This is a genomic window from Mesorhizobium sp. M0408 (assembly GCF_040321495.1).
Lineage (GTDB): Bacteria > Pseudomonadota > Alphaproteobacteria > Rhizobiales > Rhizobiaceae > Mesorhizobium.
Genome location: NZ_JAMYRO010000019.1, coordinates 56267 through 69756 on the forward strand (window position 1 = coordinate 56267; position 13490 = coordinate 69756).

Sequence of the window (13490 nt, forward strand, 5' to 3'; positions counted from 1 at the left end):
TCCGGAAGATTTGCCCGAAATCACGTAAACGCGCCTATGGTCGATGCCATGGCCCACAGCATAAACACCCCGGCGGCAAGCGACGCGCCGTTGACCACGATGCCAGCCAGGCCGAGCAAACGATTGTCGTTTGGACGACCCAGCGCCATCAGCCCGAAGACCGCGCCGGTAAGATGCGCCAATGGCCCGACCAGGAAAAATACCGCCATGAAGAAGCCTGTCACACTGTGCTGGATAAGCACGGACGCGTCGCTCGGCATTGCCATCAACGCGGTGATCGCCATCGCGCCTGCCACCAATGCAGCCAGCGCTAGAACAACGGACCATTCGCCGAACCTGCTTTTCGCAACGACGCCCAGCAAAGCGGCGTCGCTTCTTCCCCATTGTGCCATCGTACCCTCTGCCCCTCGTTCAGCGCGTGGCGGGTTTGAACCGATCCACGCGTGACGCTTAGTTACCCCCGTAGAGTTGCAAAACCGCTAAGAACCCCAGCTTCAGGCCCAATGGCCGCTTTTGGGGAGCCATCCGTCAAAACCGATGCTCGGCATAAAACTCCAGCACGCGCTGCTTGAAGGTCTTGTCGCCGACCGCCAGCATATGGTCGCGGCCTTCGATGTGAAAAGCCCTGGCGTTGGGCATCAAAGCGGCGAGTTCATCGGGCGAGCCGCCGATGTCGTCCTTGGTTCCCACCGCAATCAAGGTCGGCTGGGCAATGCGGGCAATGTCGGCCTCGCTCAGCAATTCGCGTGAGGTGGCGATGCAGGCGGCGAGCGCCCGGCGATCGCTGCGGGTCTGATCGGCGAAGGCGCGGAACGAGCGGCCGCGCGGATCGCTGGTGCCTGCCGGATCGTCGGCCAGAAGGGCGTCGGCTATCGGATCCCAGTCGCCGACGCCGTCGACCATGCCGACGCCGAGACCGCCGAAGACCAGCGTCGCCACCTTCTCCGGGTCGGAGAGCGCCAGGAAGGCCGATATGCGCGCGCCCATCGAATAACCCATGACATGAGCGCGTTCGATGCCGAGATGGTTCAAAAGCGCTGCCGCGTCCGACGCCATTTTTGCCGGCGTGTAGTCGGCTTCGTCATAGCTCTTCGACGACGACCCATGGCCGCGATTGTCAAAGGCGATGGCACGGTAGCCGGCGTCGTTCAGCGCCTTGAACCAGCCGGGCGACACCCAGTTGACGTAATGGCTCGAGGCAAAGCCGTGGATCATCAGCACCGGATCGCCCTGCCCCGATGCCGGCTGGCGGTCAAGGAAAGCAAGGTCGAAACCGTCATGGGAGAAGAACTGCATCGGCCGAAGATCCTGCCCGCTCAGTCGGAATCGACACTCGGCGCATCGCCCTTGTCGGGCGGCGGCATGGCCGGCCCCGGCGCCGTGCCGATGGCCGGATGGCGCAGCAGGTCGCCGTCCTCAATGCCCTTTTTGGCGGCGGTGCCTGCCTTGAGCTCGAGTACGAAGCGCACCGGCTCGTCCGGCGAGATGATCGCCTCCGACTGCGGCTCGCCTTGCCTGATCGCCCGGATCCGGCCGTCCTGGCCGACGAAGACCAAGTCGAGCGGCATCGGCGTATTCTTCATCCAGAAGCTCACATCCTGCGGCGCACCGAACACGAACAGCATGCCGTGATTGTCGGCCATGTGGTGGCGGAACATCAGGCCGGCCTCGCGCTCGGCGGGCGTGTCGGCGATTTCGACCGAAAAAGAACGCTCGCCGGCCTTCGTCACCGCGACCAGCGGCGCCGGGTCGACGGGAAGGATCATCGCCTTGCCGTCGGCGGAACTCGGTTGCTGAAAATAGAAGAACGCACTTGCGGCGACGATGAGGAAAATCCCGGCGCAGAGCGCGCCCGCCGTCAGCCGGTTCCTGTGAGCCATATGAAATCCTCGGCCGGAACTAATGCGAGACCGGCAAGGTACCCATATCGGGGTGAATTTCGGCAGCCATAAGGCCTTTGTCGCCGCGTCCGAAGCGGACCAGCACCACCTGGCCCGGCCGGAGTTCGGTGATGCCGTAGCGGCGCAGCGTCTCCATGTGGACGAAAATGTCCTCGGTGCCCTCGCCCCGGGTCAGAAAGCCGAACCCCTTGGTACGGTTGAACCATTTGACCAGCGCCCGTTCGAGGCCGCTTTCCGGCGTCACCGCGACATGGGTGCGCTGCTCCTGTAGCTCCGCCGGATGCACCGCCGTGGTGACATCCATCGAGAGCACGCGGAAGGCCTGCAGCCCGCGCTCGCCCTGCTTGACCAGGCAGACGACACGGGCGCCTTCCAGGGCGGTCTGAAAACCATCCTTTCGAAGGCATGTCACATGGAGGAGGATGTCGCCCGAAGTACCATCATCGGGAAGGATGAAACCGTAGCCCTTGGCCACGTCGAACCATTTGATGGCGCCGGCGATTTCGACGAGATCGGCCGTATCGGCGCTCTCATCCCGCTTCAACGTATCGTTACCGGCCCCGTCCCGCCCCATGAAAGAGGCCTTTTCCCCCATAAGAACGCCCCCTTTTTTCAAGAAACACTGCAACTGATTCTTGGTATCAGATTAACACCGCGGCTTCCGGTGTGTGCAAGACCTGACGTGCCTTTTTTCACGGTTCCATACAGGAATAGCGGATTTGCCGTTTGCCGGCGCCGGCAAACGTGGCCAATTGCCCTTTGGCCGGGCCGCCCCTATGTTGCGCCGCAACGCAACATAAGGAGGAAATCATGCGCTATCTGCACACCATGGTCCGCGTCGCCGACATCGATGCTTCGCTCGATTTCTACTGCAACAAGCTTGGCCTCAAGGAAGTGCGCCGCCATGAAAACGAGCAGGGCCGCTACACGCTGATCTTCCTCGCCGCCCCCGAAGACGAGCAAAGCGGCATCAGCGAGAAAGCGCCGCTGGTCGAGCTGACCTACAATTGGGACCCGGAAGACTACAAGGGCGGCCGCAATTTCGGCCATCTCGCCTATGAGGTCGACGACATCTACGCCACCTGTCAGCGGCTGATGGACAATGGCGTTACCATCAACCGGCCGCCGCGCGACGGCAACATGGCGTTCGTCAAATCGCCGGACGGCATCTCGATCGAGCTGTTGCAGAAAGGTCCGGCCAAGCCGAAGGCCGAGCCGTGGGCGTCGATGCCGAACACCGGCAGCTGGTAACCGATCACGCCATCTTGAGCCGGCATTGCTGGGCGGGTTGTGTCTAATGGGGAGGATCGCTCGGCAAGCCTTTGGCTGGTGAGCCGTGGTCCTTCGGTGAGCTTGCTACTCAGGCAGCAGCGGTACAATCCTGACGGTGGCGGACCGAGCGCGCGCACCGATCATCGGGCTAAGGTACGGGTTTCCGCGATGCTTCGCCCGATAGGCGTCATCGATACGGTCGTTGATCGGCCCGTCGACCGGCTCGAAGGCGACGTCCTTCGTCATGCGAGCGGCGATGATCCGTCCGCCCTTCTGCCGGATGGCGGCTTGGTACCATCGTGAGTCCTGTCCATTGTAGCCGCGCGCATAGAGGACGCCGTCGACTGCCACGGACCAGATCCAGGTTGGGGTGCCATATGTCACGCCATCTTCCCTGAACGGCGCAATGTGCAAGTTGTCGGCTTCGGCGATCTCGCGCAATTCGTCTTCAGACCATCTCGTCATGTCTGGGCCTCCCCTCTTCGACGAGTCCGCAATATTCATGTCCCATCGGTGTCGGCCCGGAGGACGCTTGCAGGCCGCGGTAGGGCCAGAGGTCCGACCCGCATACGCAGGTCGCCGCGATCCGGATGATGGCATCGGTCGAGGCCAGGATTTTCGGCTCGGCACGGTCCTCGAAACGCACGTCTCCCGGGCCGTATAGAACTGCTCCTTGCATGGTTTTCCTCGTGCTCTTCAGCGCATGACAAAACCGCCGTCCACCGAGATGGACTGGCCGGTCACATAGCTCGCAGCGTCGCTGCAGAGCCACAGGACTGCATTCGCAATTTCCTCGGGGCGGCCAACCCGTCCCATCGGAATGCTCTTTTCCATCGCCCTGAGCGCATCGCCCTGACCGCCGGCCACCATCTGGTCGGCCATCGGCGTCCAAATGAGCCCTGGGCATATGGCGTTGATACGGATGCCGCGTGCTGCATATTCGAGAGCCGCGCTCTTGGTGAACCCAAGCACTCCGTGCTTGGCGGCATGGTAGATCCCGCGCTCGGCACCTCCCACAAGTCCCCCGAGTGAAGAGCAATTGACGATCGCGCCGCTACCCTGGTTGCGCATCTGCTGCAGTTCGAATTTCATGCAGCTCCATTCGCCGCGGAGATTGATCCCCATGACTCGGTCGTAATCTTCCCGGGTGGCGTCGGCCGTTTCCGCGAGGACATTCTGCACGCCCGCATTGTTGTAGGCGGCATCGAGCCGGCCGAAGGCCGCGACCGTATGCGCGACCATGGCTTCGACCTGTGCGTCATCGGCGACATCGCAACGAATGGCGAGGACCTTATGGCCTTGAGCGGTCAGTTCATCGACCGCAGCACGCACCGCGTCTTCGTTCCAGTCGGCGAGCGCGACGGACGCCCCCGATTCCGCGAAGGCTTTCGCTGTGGCGAGGCCCAGTCCGGACGCCGCGCCTGTCACCAGCGCGACCCTCCCCTCGAATGCAATGTTCATGGAAATATCTCCTGTAAATGTGTCGGTTCGGCGTGTGCGCCGCTAACGCCGCGTGAGCTCCGCCTCCGCCTGAGGGTAACGGTCGCCTTGCACGGTGATTTGCGCGGCAGCGTCCTCGATGTGCCGTAGATCGTCGGGCGAGAGCTCGATCCCTGCCGCGGCGATGTTCTCCTCGAGCCGGTTGAGCTTGGTGGTGCCTGGGATTGGGACGATCCAGGGCTTTTGCGCCAGCAGCCAGGCGAGCGCGATCTGTGCGGGCGTCGCGCGTTTCTGCGCGCCGATTCTTTCCAGCAGGTCGACCACGGGGCGGTTCGCCTTGCGGGCCTCGGGCGTAAAGCGCGGCAAGCTGGCGCGGTTGTCGTTACCGCCGAAGCTGGTGGTTTCGTCGATCTTGCCGGTGAGGAAGCCCCTGCCCAGCGGGCTGTAAGGGACGAAGCCGATCCCCAGTTCCTCGCAAGCGGGCAACACCTCCGCCTCGGGCTCACGCCACCACAGGGAATATTCGCTCTGGATCGCCGCGACCGGCTGAACCGCATGGGCGCGGCGGATGGTCGAGGCGCCTGCCTCGCTGAGACCGAACTGCTTGACCTTGCCTTGCGCGATCAGGTCCTTCATCGCGCCGGCGACGTCCTCGATCGGGACGTCGGGATCGACCCGGTGCTGATAGAACAGGTCGATCGCATCGACCCGCAGCCGCTTCAGCGACCCTTCGGCCGCTTGCCGGATGCGTTCGGGGCGGCTATCGAGCCCGCTGGATCTGCAGCGACTGAAGTCGTGGCCGAACTTGGTGGCGATGACGACGTCCTTGCGGAACGGCTCCAGCGCCTCCCCCACGAGTTCCTCATTGGTGAACGGACCATATACCTCGGCGGTGTCGAAGAAGGTGACACCGCGCTCGACCGCCGCCCGGACGAGCGCGATCGTCTCCTGACGGTCTGGAGCCGGGCCACGGTGATAATTCAGGCCCATGCAGCCCAGCCCGATGGCCGAGACCACAAGGCCGCTGTCACCGAGCGTGCGGTTCAGCATTCTCATTCTCCCGCGTCGGTTTCTTCGAAGACCTTGCGCGCGATTCCGACCGCCGTGCTGGCGGTGGGCCAGCCGGCGTAGAAGGCGAGATGGGTGATCGTCTCGACCAGTTCGTCGCGCGTGACGCCGTTCTGGAACGCAAATTTCAGGTGGAACGGCAGCTCGTTTGTCCGGTAGAGGGCGATCAGCGTCGCCACTGAGATCAGGCTGCGGTCGCGCGGCGACAGGCCGGGCCGCTTCCAGACATCGCCGAACAGAACGTCATCGGTGTAGCCCGCGAGCGCGGAAGCGATGTCCCCAAACGGACTGCAGAAGGCTTTGGGCTTTTCGCTCATCGGAGACTCTCCTTGGTGGGCCGGCGAGATATTCCTCATCCGTCACTTTCTCCGTCCACTCGACCGCCTTGCCGTCGAGGGCTTCGGTGACGGGAAGATGGGTCATCGCCGTCGTGGGCGTCGCGCCGTGCCAGTTGTGTGGCAGGCTGTTCTGCTCGCAAGCAATATAAGGGTCGCCCAATCATGCGATTAGGTGCTAGTTTGTGCATGTACTTGTGAGTGAGATTCAGCAATGGCTCGAGCGAACCTCAACGATCTTGCCGCCTTCGTCATGGTCGCGAGCGAGCGAAGTTTCACTCGGGCCGCCGCCAAGCTCGCCATCTCTCCATCCGCCCTGAGCCACGGGATGCGTACGCTCGAAGAGCGGCTGGGAGTTCGGCTGCTCACGCGGACGACCCGCAGCGTGACGACGACAGAGGCGGGTGAACGCCTCCTTCGGACCTTGGCTCCGCGGTTCGCGGAGATCGACTTCGAACTCGCGGCGCTCAGCGAATTGCGGGAGAAGCCGGCCGGCAACATCCGTATTACGACGGATGAATATGCCGTTGGGGCCGTGCTCTGGCCCGCGCTTCACAAGCTGCTTCCGCGCTATCCCGACATAAAATTGGAGATCGTCATCGACTACGGCCTGACCGATATCGTCGCGGAGCAATACGACGCCGGCGTGCGGCTCGGCGGGATGGTGGCCAAGGACATGATCGCCGTACCCATCGGGCCGATTTTGCGCATGGCAGCGGTCGCGGCGCCGTCCTACTTCGCCGAACGCCCAATGCCGCGAACGCCTCAGGATCTGACGAGCCACGACTGCATCAATCTTCGCCTGCCGACCTATGGCGGACTTTATGCCTGGGAATTTGAGAAGAACGGCCGGGAGCTGCGGGTGCGCGTCGACGGACAACTGACGTTCAACAGCGGGAATCCGATGTTGCAAGCCGCTCTGGATGGTTTCGGCGTGACTTACTTGCCGCAGGGCCAGGTTCAGCCCTACCTCGACAGCGGCCAACTCGTCCAAATGCTCTCGGACTGGACCCCGCCCTATTCGGGATATCACCTCTATTACCCGAGCCGACGCCAGCCGACGCCTGCGTTCAGCATCGTTGTGGAGACCCTGCGATACCGGGGCTGACGCGGGAGAAGATCGGCGGTCAATCGACCCGAGTTAATGATCGCGAGCACGTTCGTTCGCGCGGTCCGCGTCTGGCGCCGATGTGTCGCGAGTTTTGGCCCCGCCTGGGGACGGATGCGTCCGGCAGCCTTTGCCGATCCGCGAGGCGGCACCTATCTATCCGATTGTCGCGCCCGCCTCCCAGGCTGGCGCCCAATCACGCCAACAGGGGCGTGCCCCAGGAGAATTCATTTATGCCGACCAGCCATGTCGACGTCGCCACCGAACACGCCAGCCGCTATCTGCAGCAGCTGTGCAAACATTGGGCGCACAAGTTTCCCGTCGAATTCGACCCGAACCACGGCACCATCGATCTGACGCTCGGCCGCACGGTTCTCGATGCCGACCCGGCTGCGCTGCACATTGCGGTGACGACCGATGAAGCCGGCTCGCTCGAGCGCCTGGAAACGGTCGTCGCCGAGCACATCAAGCGCTTCGCCTTCCGTGAAGCGCTGGCATTCGACTGGAAACGCGCTCCGGCCGCGTAGACGACCTGTCAACCGCCGGCCTTGGCCATGTCCAGCAGCATCAGCACGGTGCGCCAATTACGCGCCGTGCCCGGCACCTTCAGAACGCGCGGAATGAGATTGGCAAACACCGATTTGCCGAGCCCGTCAGGCGCATGCAGGTAGAGCACGTCGCCCTTGATCTCGAAGCGTTCTGGCCCGGTGCATTTTTCCGCCAGCCGGGCGACCTCCTCGGCGGTCGGCCGGCGCTCCAGCGCATAGGCATGCAGCTTCGTCGGCTCGCCGGCCACTTCCGGATAGGGATTGTCCGCCGCCAGCCGCTCGAGCCAGCCGAGATCGCGCACCATGATGCGTGAATGGAACCCCCATTTCTTCTCGAATTCCGCTTCCAACCGCTTGGTCAGCGTCGCCGCATCGCCATCTGGCGACCGGAACACGGCGTTGCCGCTCTGCACATAGGTGGCGACATCGGAGAAGCCGAGCTGCTCAAAAAATGACCTGAGTTCCGCCATCTTGACGATGCGGTTGCCGCCGACATTGATGCCGGAAAACAGCGCGATAAAAACGTTCGCCGGAGCGTTCGGAAGATCGTTGCTGCTCATATGATGAACCCGGCGAGCGTCTCGTTGTCGGTGATGTCCTGGTAATGGACGCTCTCGGCGTCGAAATTCGCCTTGAGCAGGTCGAAATTGCGGCGGTCCTTGGTTTCGATGCCGATCAGCACCGAACCGAAATTGCGCGCTGATTTCTTCAGATATTCGAAGCGGGCGATGTCGTCGTCGGGACCCAGCAATTCGAGGAAATCGCGCAGCGCGCCGGGCCGTTGCGGAAAGCGGATGATGAAGTATTTCTTCAAGCCCTCGAAGCGCAGCGCCCGTTCCTTCACATCCGGCAGCCGCTCGAAATCGAAATTGCCGCCCGACACCACGGCAACGATGGTCTTGCCCCTGATTTCCTTCCTGGAAAAATCTTTGAGCGCATCGATCGCCAGCGCGCCGGCCGGCTCGAGCACGACGCCTTCGACATTGAGCATTTCGATCATGGTCGCGCAGAGCCGGTTTTCCGGGATCAGCCGCACGGTGTCGGCGGCAAACTCCCTGAGGTGGCGCAGCGGCTCGCGGCCGATCTCGGCCACTGCTGCGCCGTCGACGAAATTGTCGACCTTGGCGAGCTTGACCCGCTTTCCGGTGGCGAGGCTCTCGCTCAGGCTCGGCGCGCCGAGCGGCTCGCAAAAGACGAAGCGTGTTTCACGCTGCTGGTCGGCGAAATAATGGGTGACGCCGGCGGCCAGGCCGCCGCCGCCGACCGGCAGCATGACAATGTCGGGCATGCGCGCGCCGGGCATCTGGCCTGATATCTCGTAGGCGACGGTCGCCTGCCCTTCGATAATGTCCTTGTGGTCGAAAGGCGGCACCATGTGGGCGCCGGCAGTTTCGGTGAATTCGAGTGCGGCGCGATAGCAGTCGTCGAAGAAATCGCCGACCAGCCTGATCTCGACGAACGCGCCGCCGAACAGCCGCGTCTTGTCGATCTTCTGCTGCGGCGTGGTCACCGGCATGAAGACGACGCCCTTCTTGCCGAAATGGCGGCAGACGAAGGCAAAGCCCTGCGCATGATTGCCGGCCGAAGCGCAGACGAACAGCTCGGCATTGTTACCGGCAGCGAGCGCCTTGCGGAAGAAGTTAAAGGCGCCGCGGATCTTGTAGGAGCGCACCGGCGTCAGGTCCTCGCGCTTCAGCAGCACCCGCGCGCCGGTCTTCTTCGACAGATAGTCGTTTTCCTGCAGCGGCGTCTCCGGAAAAATCTCGCGGATCGCCGCAGCGGCGGCAGCGACGCGAGAGGAGAAACTGGTCATGGCAAGAGCACCCCACAGGCTACGCGAGTTCGGTCCCGCTATTGCATATCTGGCCTCGTGAAGCCATTGTCCGGCCGCCCCGAAGGGGCATTTCCGGAATCAACGTAAGCATTTGGGGGCGTTTGCTCATGCCTGTCGCATCGGTAGCCCGGAAAACCGTGTCGCTGCCGGAGTTCGGCGAGCCGACGGTGATGCCGCTAGTGCCCCGCGCCACCTATGAGGCCCGTATCGCGGCGCTGGTCGCACTTGGCGGGTTCGATGCCTTCGTCGTCTATGGCGACCGCGAACATGCGGCCAATGTCGCCTACCTCTGCGGCTACGATCCGCGCTTCGAGGAGACGCTGCTCATCATCGTTCCCGGCAAGCCGCCGAAACTGCTGGTCGGCAACGAGGGCTGGGGCTATGCCGAGATCTGCGACGGGCCTTACGAGCGCGTGCTCTACCAGACGTTCTCGCTGCCGGCGCAGCCGCGCGACCGCTCGCAGTCGCTTTCCGACATCCTTGCCGATTGCGGCCTGAAGGCCGGCCAGCGCATCGGCGCCATCGGCTGGAAACCGCTCGGCCCCGGCGATTCCGGCTTTGGCGAAACGACGCTCGACCTGCCGTCCTTCATCGCCGACACGCTGCGTACCATTGCCGGCGATAGGGGCACGGTCGTCAACGCGGCGAACCTTTTGATGAACCCCGCCGACGGCCTGCGCGCCATCAATGAGGCCGACCAACTGGCCGCGTTCGAATTCGCCGCGACCTATTCCTCGCAAGGCCTGCGCAATGTCCTGCAAGGCATCGAACCCGGCATGACCGAATTGCAGGCGGCGCAGCTGATGGGCATCAACGGCCTGCCGCAATGCTGTCACCCGATGCTGTCGGCCGGCAAGCGTGCGGCCTATGGCCTGCCGAGCCCGCGCCTCGACATCATCAAGCGCGGCGACCCGATCACCATGGCCTATGGCATCCAGGGCTCGCTCAATGCCCGCGCCGGTTTTCTGGTCGAGGACGCGGCCGAGCTTCCGAGGGGCATCCAGGACTATGTCGAGAAGCTGGTCGCGCCCTATTTCTGCGCCGTCGTCGACTGGTACGAGACGGTCGGCATCGGCGTTCCCGGCGGCGCGTTGTGGCAAGCGGTGCACGACCGCATCGGCGATCGGTTCTTCGGCGTAGCGCTCAACCCCGGCCATCTCATCCATATCGACGAATGGATGCATTCGCCGGTATTTTCCGGCTCCGACATCAGATTGAAGTCGGGCATGGCCTTGCAGGTCGACATCATCCCGGCGACCGGCACCGATTATTTCACCACAAACATCGAGGACGGCATCGCGCTGGCCGACGAGGCGCTGCGCGAAGAGATCGCCGCGCGCTATCCCGAAGCCTGGCGCCGCATCGAGGCGCGCCGCGCCTTCATGACCGACGTGCTCGGCATAAGGCTGAAGCCGGAAGTGCTGCCGTTTTCCAACATTCCGGCGTTCCTGCCGCCGTTCTGGCTTTCGCGCAACAGTGCGATGGCAGTCGCGAGGCGCTGAGCGCATTTCGGCGCCTGCGACTTACTTCCGCCGCACTTGGCCTGTCCGGGAGGTGCGGCGGAGGTGGATGGGCCTTTGGTCAGGCCGGAGTGGAATTGCTTAAGTGCCCTTGAAGACGATTTGTATCATTCTCATTGCCGCGCTGCTCGCCGGCTGCGGCGGGCGCCAAACCGAGGAACTGCTCGGCAGCGCCATGATGGCGGTGCCGGTGACGGAAATCGCCGGCAACCACTCGATCTTCATCGCAACCACGCGCAAGCGCTCCGACGATCCCGATAAGGTCTTCGACGGCGAGCGCTCGGCGACGCTGAACTATGCCCGCGTCAACGTCACCGTCCCCGGTATCCACAAGACAGGCCAGATCGAGCGGCGCTCGCGCGGCAAGTCGGACGATCCGGCCAAATACTTCATGGCTTCCGAGGTCGTCGGATACGACACCCAGCCGAAATTCTCCAGCGCGCTCAGTGCCGACATCGCGGCGCGCGGCGGCCGTGTCATGGTCTTCGTCCACGGCTACAACACCGGCTTCGACGACGCCGTCTACCGCGTCACCCAGATCACCCATGATTCCGGCTATCCGGGCACGCCGGTGCTGTTTTCCTGGGCGTCGGGCGCCAAGACCACCGATTATGTCTACGACAAGGAAAGCGCCAGCGTTGCCCGCGACCAGCTGGAAGTGACGCTGAGAATGCTGGCGCAGACCGGCGCGCGGCGCATCGACATCGTTGCCCATTCGCTGGGAACCTGGGTCACCATGGAGGCGCTGCGCCAGCTCGCCATCACCGGCGACCGCGATCTCGGCGGCAAGCTCGGCGACGTCGTGCTGGCCTCGCCCGACATCGACGTCGACGTGTTCAAGAGCCAGATGCGCCGCTACGGCAAGCCGGACAAGCCGTTCATCCTGCTGCTCTCCGACGACGACCGGGCGCTGCGGCTCTCCGGCCTGATAGCCGGCGCGCGGCCGCGCGTTGGCGACTACAAGGACGCCGCCGACCTCGCCAGCTATGGCGTGTCGGTCGTCGATCTCTCCAGCGTCAAGGGAGCCGACCGCTTCAACCACACCAAATTCGCCGACAATCCGGAATTGGTGCAGTTGATCGGCCAGAAGCTGCGCGAGGATGACGGGTTTGCCAGCGACCGCGAGGTGACCGACCGCATCGCCTCGGTCGGACAATAGCTGCATTGCGCGGCAGTGATTGTTGACCATTGCCGCACCATCGGAACAGTTTGAACTGGACCGTGCCGGGCTCTGCCTCTATCGAATAGGCCAAGACGTCTCCGGCTCGACGTCGCCTTTGCGGGAGCCCGCGTGACCGTGCCTTCGAAGATCTTTCTCGTCGTTGCGTTCGCGCTCGCGCTGGCAAGCTGCGCCGGCCAGAACACGCACGATCTGCTCAACAAGACGACGATCACGGTGCCTGCTTCGGACATTGCGGCGACGCACAAGATCTTCGTCGCCACAACCCGGCAAAAGGCAACGAAAGCGCCCCGGCAGGTGTTCGACGGCGACCGTTCGCCGACCACCAGCTTTGCCAGCGTCGAGGTGACGGTGCCGAAGATCCACCAGCTCGGCGCCATCGAGCGGGTCAAGGGCTCGGCCAACAGCAATCCGGCGAAGGATTTCACGGCGACCGGCGTCACCTTCTACGAAGGCGCGCCGCAATTCGCCAAGGCGGTCGGCGCCGATATCGCGATGCGCGGCGACCGCGCGCTGGTTTTCGTGCACGGCTTCAACAACGGCTTCGACGACGGCATCTACCGGCTGACGCAGATCGCGCACGACACGAAATATCCGGGCACGCCGGTGCTGTTTTCGTGGGCGTCGAGCGGCAAGACGACCGGCTACATCTACGACAAGGAAAGCGCCAATGCGGCGCGCGACGATCTCGAAGCGACGCTGCGCATGCTCGCCAAGAGCCGCGCCAAGAGCATCGACATCATTGCCCATTCGATGGGGACCTGGGTGACCATGGAAGCGTTGCGCCAGCTTGCCATCACCGGCGACCGCGATCTCGGCGGCAAGCTCGGCTACGTCATCCTGGCCTCACCCGACATCGACGTCGACGTGTTCAAGAAGCAGATGATCCGCTACGGCAAGCCCGACAAGCCGTTCGCCGTGCTGCTTTCGGGCGACGACCGGGCGCTCAGGCTGTCGACCTTGATCTCTGGCGACAAGCCGCGCGTCGGCGATTATGGCGACGCGGCCGACCTCGCCAGCTATGGCGTCTCGGTGGTCGACCTGACCAAGACCAAGGGCGGCGACCGGCTGAACCACGCCAAATTCGCCGACAACCCGTTCCTGGTGCAGCTGCTCGGCGACCGCCTGCGCGCCCCGGCGGGCCTCGCCTCCGAAGAGACCGCGCCGGCCCAGCTCGACAATCTCGGCCAGGGCCTCGGCAAGGCCGTCGGTTCGGTCGCCGAAATCGTCATCACCACGCCGTTCAAAGTGCTGACCATCGCCACCGGCGGGTGAGCCGACCTC

Annotated in this window: 16 protein-coding genes and 2 pseudogenes; 6 read left to right on the forward strand and 12 right to left on the reverse strand. The window is 63.7% G+C overall.

The features are described from left to right. Nucleotides 1–20: 20 nt before the first annotated feature. The 4 genes from NKI67_RS22105 to NKI67_RS22120 form a co-directional block, all read right to left on the reverse strand. The gene (locus NKI67_RS22105; RefSeq protein ID WP_352472741.1) at nucleotides 21–392 is read right to left on the reverse strand and encodes a hypothetical protein; all 372 of its coding nucleotides are present in this window, start codon (nucleotides 390–392) and stop codon (nucleotides 21–23) included. A 136-nt stretch (nucleotides 393–528) separates the two neighbouring features. Further along, nucleotides 529–1296 (reverse strand): alpha/beta fold hydrolase, encoded by a 768-nt coding sequence (locus NKI67_RS22110; RefSeq protein ID WP_352570892.1) that lies wholly within the window; start codon nucleotides 1294–1296, stop codon nucleotides 529–531. 20 nt (nucleotides 1297–1316) lie between these two features. Further along, a complete protein-coding gene (locus tag NKI67_RS22115) occupies nucleotides 1317–1880 on the reverse strand; it encodes a DUF192 domain-containing protein (RefSeq protein WP_352570891.1) in 564 nt (187 codons plus the stop codon). Between the two features lie 19 nt (nucleotides 1881–1899). After that, a complete protein-coding gene (locus tag NKI67_RS22120; RefSeq protein ID WP_036238076.1) occupies nucleotides 1900–2496 on the reverse strand; it encodes a cold-shock protein in 597 nt (198 codons plus the stop codon). A gap of 215 nt (nucleotides 2497–2711) precedes the next feature. On the opposite strand from NKI67_RS22120, the gene gloA reads away from it, so the two are divergent. Beyond that, nucleotides 2712–3152 (forward strand): lactoylglutathione lyase, encoded by a 441-nt coding sequence (gloA, locus tag NKI67_RS22125; protein ID WP_023674793.1) that lies wholly within the window; start codon nucleotides 2712–2714, stop codon nucleotides 3150–3152. A 105-nt stretch (nucleotides 3153–3257) separates the two neighbouring features. Here the strand turns inward: gloA and NKI67_RS22130 are convergent, their stop codons facing one another. The 6 genes and pseudogenes from NKI67_RS22130 to NKI67_RS22155 all read right to left on the reverse strand — a co-directional run. Then, on the reverse strand, nucleotides 3258–3638 hold the full coding sequence (locus NKI67_RS22130) for a DUF2255 family protein (protein WP_023674792.1): 381 nt from the start codon (nucleotides 3636–3638) through the stop codon (nucleotides 3258–3260). A 13-nt stretch (nucleotides 3639–3651) separates the two neighbouring features. Further along, nucleotides 3652–3852, reverse strand: a pseudogene (locus NKI67_RS22135) (alcohol dehydrogenase catalytic domain-containing protein); the annotation flags it as partial. 17 nt (nucleotides 3853–3869) lie between these two features. Further along, nucleotides 3870–4634, reverse strand: coding sequence for an SDR family NAD(P)-dependent oxidoreductase (locus NKI67_RS22140; RefSeq protein ID WP_352570890.1), 765 nt, complete (start codon nucleotides 4632–4634; stop codon nucleotides 3870–3872). 42 nt (nucleotides 4635–4676) lie between these two features. Continuing rightward, the gene (locus tag NKI67_RS22145) at nucleotides 4677–5663 is read right to left on the reverse strand and encodes an aldo/keto reductase (protein WP_352570889.1); all 987 of its coding nucleotides are present in this window, start codon (nucleotides 5661–5663) and stop codon (nucleotides 4677–4679) included. A gap of 2 nt (nucleotides 5664–5665) precedes the next feature. Then, entirely contained in the window at nucleotides 5666–5998 is a 333-nt protein-coding gene (locus tag NKI67_RS22150) for a carboxymuconolactone decarboxylase family protein (protein ID WP_023674789.1), read from the reverse strand. A 28-nt stretch (nucleotides 5999–6026) separates the two neighbouring features. Continuing rightward, nucleotides 6027–6134 (reverse strand): annotated as a pseudogene (locus tag NKI67_RS22155) ((R)-mandelonitrile lyase); the annotation flags it as partial. A gap of 96 nt (nucleotides 6135–6230) precedes the next feature. Here NKI67_RS22155 and NKI67_RS22160 point away from each other — a divergent pair. Together NKI67_RS22160 and NKI67_RS22165 are read left to right on the forward strand one after the other, a co-directional pair. Further along, nucleotides 6231–7124, forward strand: coding sequence for a LysR family transcriptional regulator (locus tag NKI67_RS22160; RefSeq protein WP_352570888.1), 894 nt, complete (start codon nucleotides 6231–6233; stop codon nucleotides 7122–7124). Between the two features lie 233 nt (nucleotides 7125–7357). Next, the gene (locus NKI67_RS22165) at nucleotides 7358–7651 is read left to right on the forward strand and encodes a DUF2218 domain-containing protein (protein WP_023674787.1); all 294 of its coding nucleotides are present in this window, start codon (nucleotides 7358–7360) and stop codon (nucleotides 7649–7651) included. Nucleotides 7652–7659: 8 nt separating this feature from the next. Here NKI67_RS22165 and NKI67_RS22170 read toward each other — a convergent pair whose 3' ends face one another. Together NKI67_RS22170 and ilvA are read right to left on the reverse strand one after the other, a co-directional pair. Then, nucleotides 7660–8232, reverse strand: coding sequence for a DUF1697 domain-containing protein (locus tag NKI67_RS22170; protein WP_031211246.1), 573 nt, complete (start codon nucleotides 8230–8232; stop codon nucleotides 7660–7662). Next, complete coding sequence (gene ilvA / locus NKI67_RS22175; protein WP_023674785.1) at nucleotides 8229–9485, reverse strand: threonine ammonia-lyase IlvA; 1257 nt, start codon at nucleotides 9483–9485, stop codon at nucleotides 8229–8231. The genes NKI67_RS22170 and ilvA overlap by 4 nt, the downstream gene beginning before the upstream one ends. Nucleotides 9486–9613: 128 nt before the next feature. On the opposite strand from ilvA, the gene NKI67_RS22180 reads away from it, so the two are divergent. The 3 genes from NKI67_RS22180 (at nucleotide 9614) to NKI67_RS22190 (ending at nucleotide 13481) form a co-directional block, all read left to right on the forward strand. Beyond that, entirely contained in the window at nucleotides 9614–11008 is a 1395-nt protein-coding gene (locus NKI67_RS22180) for a hypothetical protein (protein ID WP_352570886.1), read from the forward strand. 103 nt (nucleotides 11009–11111) lie between these two features. Next, nucleotides 11112–12185, forward strand: coding sequence for an alpha/beta hydrolase (locus tag NKI67_RS22185; RefSeq protein ID WP_352458455.1), 1074 nt, complete (start codon nucleotides 11112–11114; stop codon nucleotides 12183–12185). Nucleotides 12186–12317: 132 nt separating this feature from the next. Further along, the gene (locus NKI67_RS22190) at nucleotides 12318–13481 is read left to right on the forward strand and encodes an alpha/beta hydrolase (RefSeq protein WP_352458454.1); all 1164 of its coding nucleotides are present in this window, start codon (nucleotides 12318–12320) and stop codon (nucleotides 13479–13481) included. The last annotated feature ends 9 nt before the right edge of the window (nucleotides 13482–13490 follow it).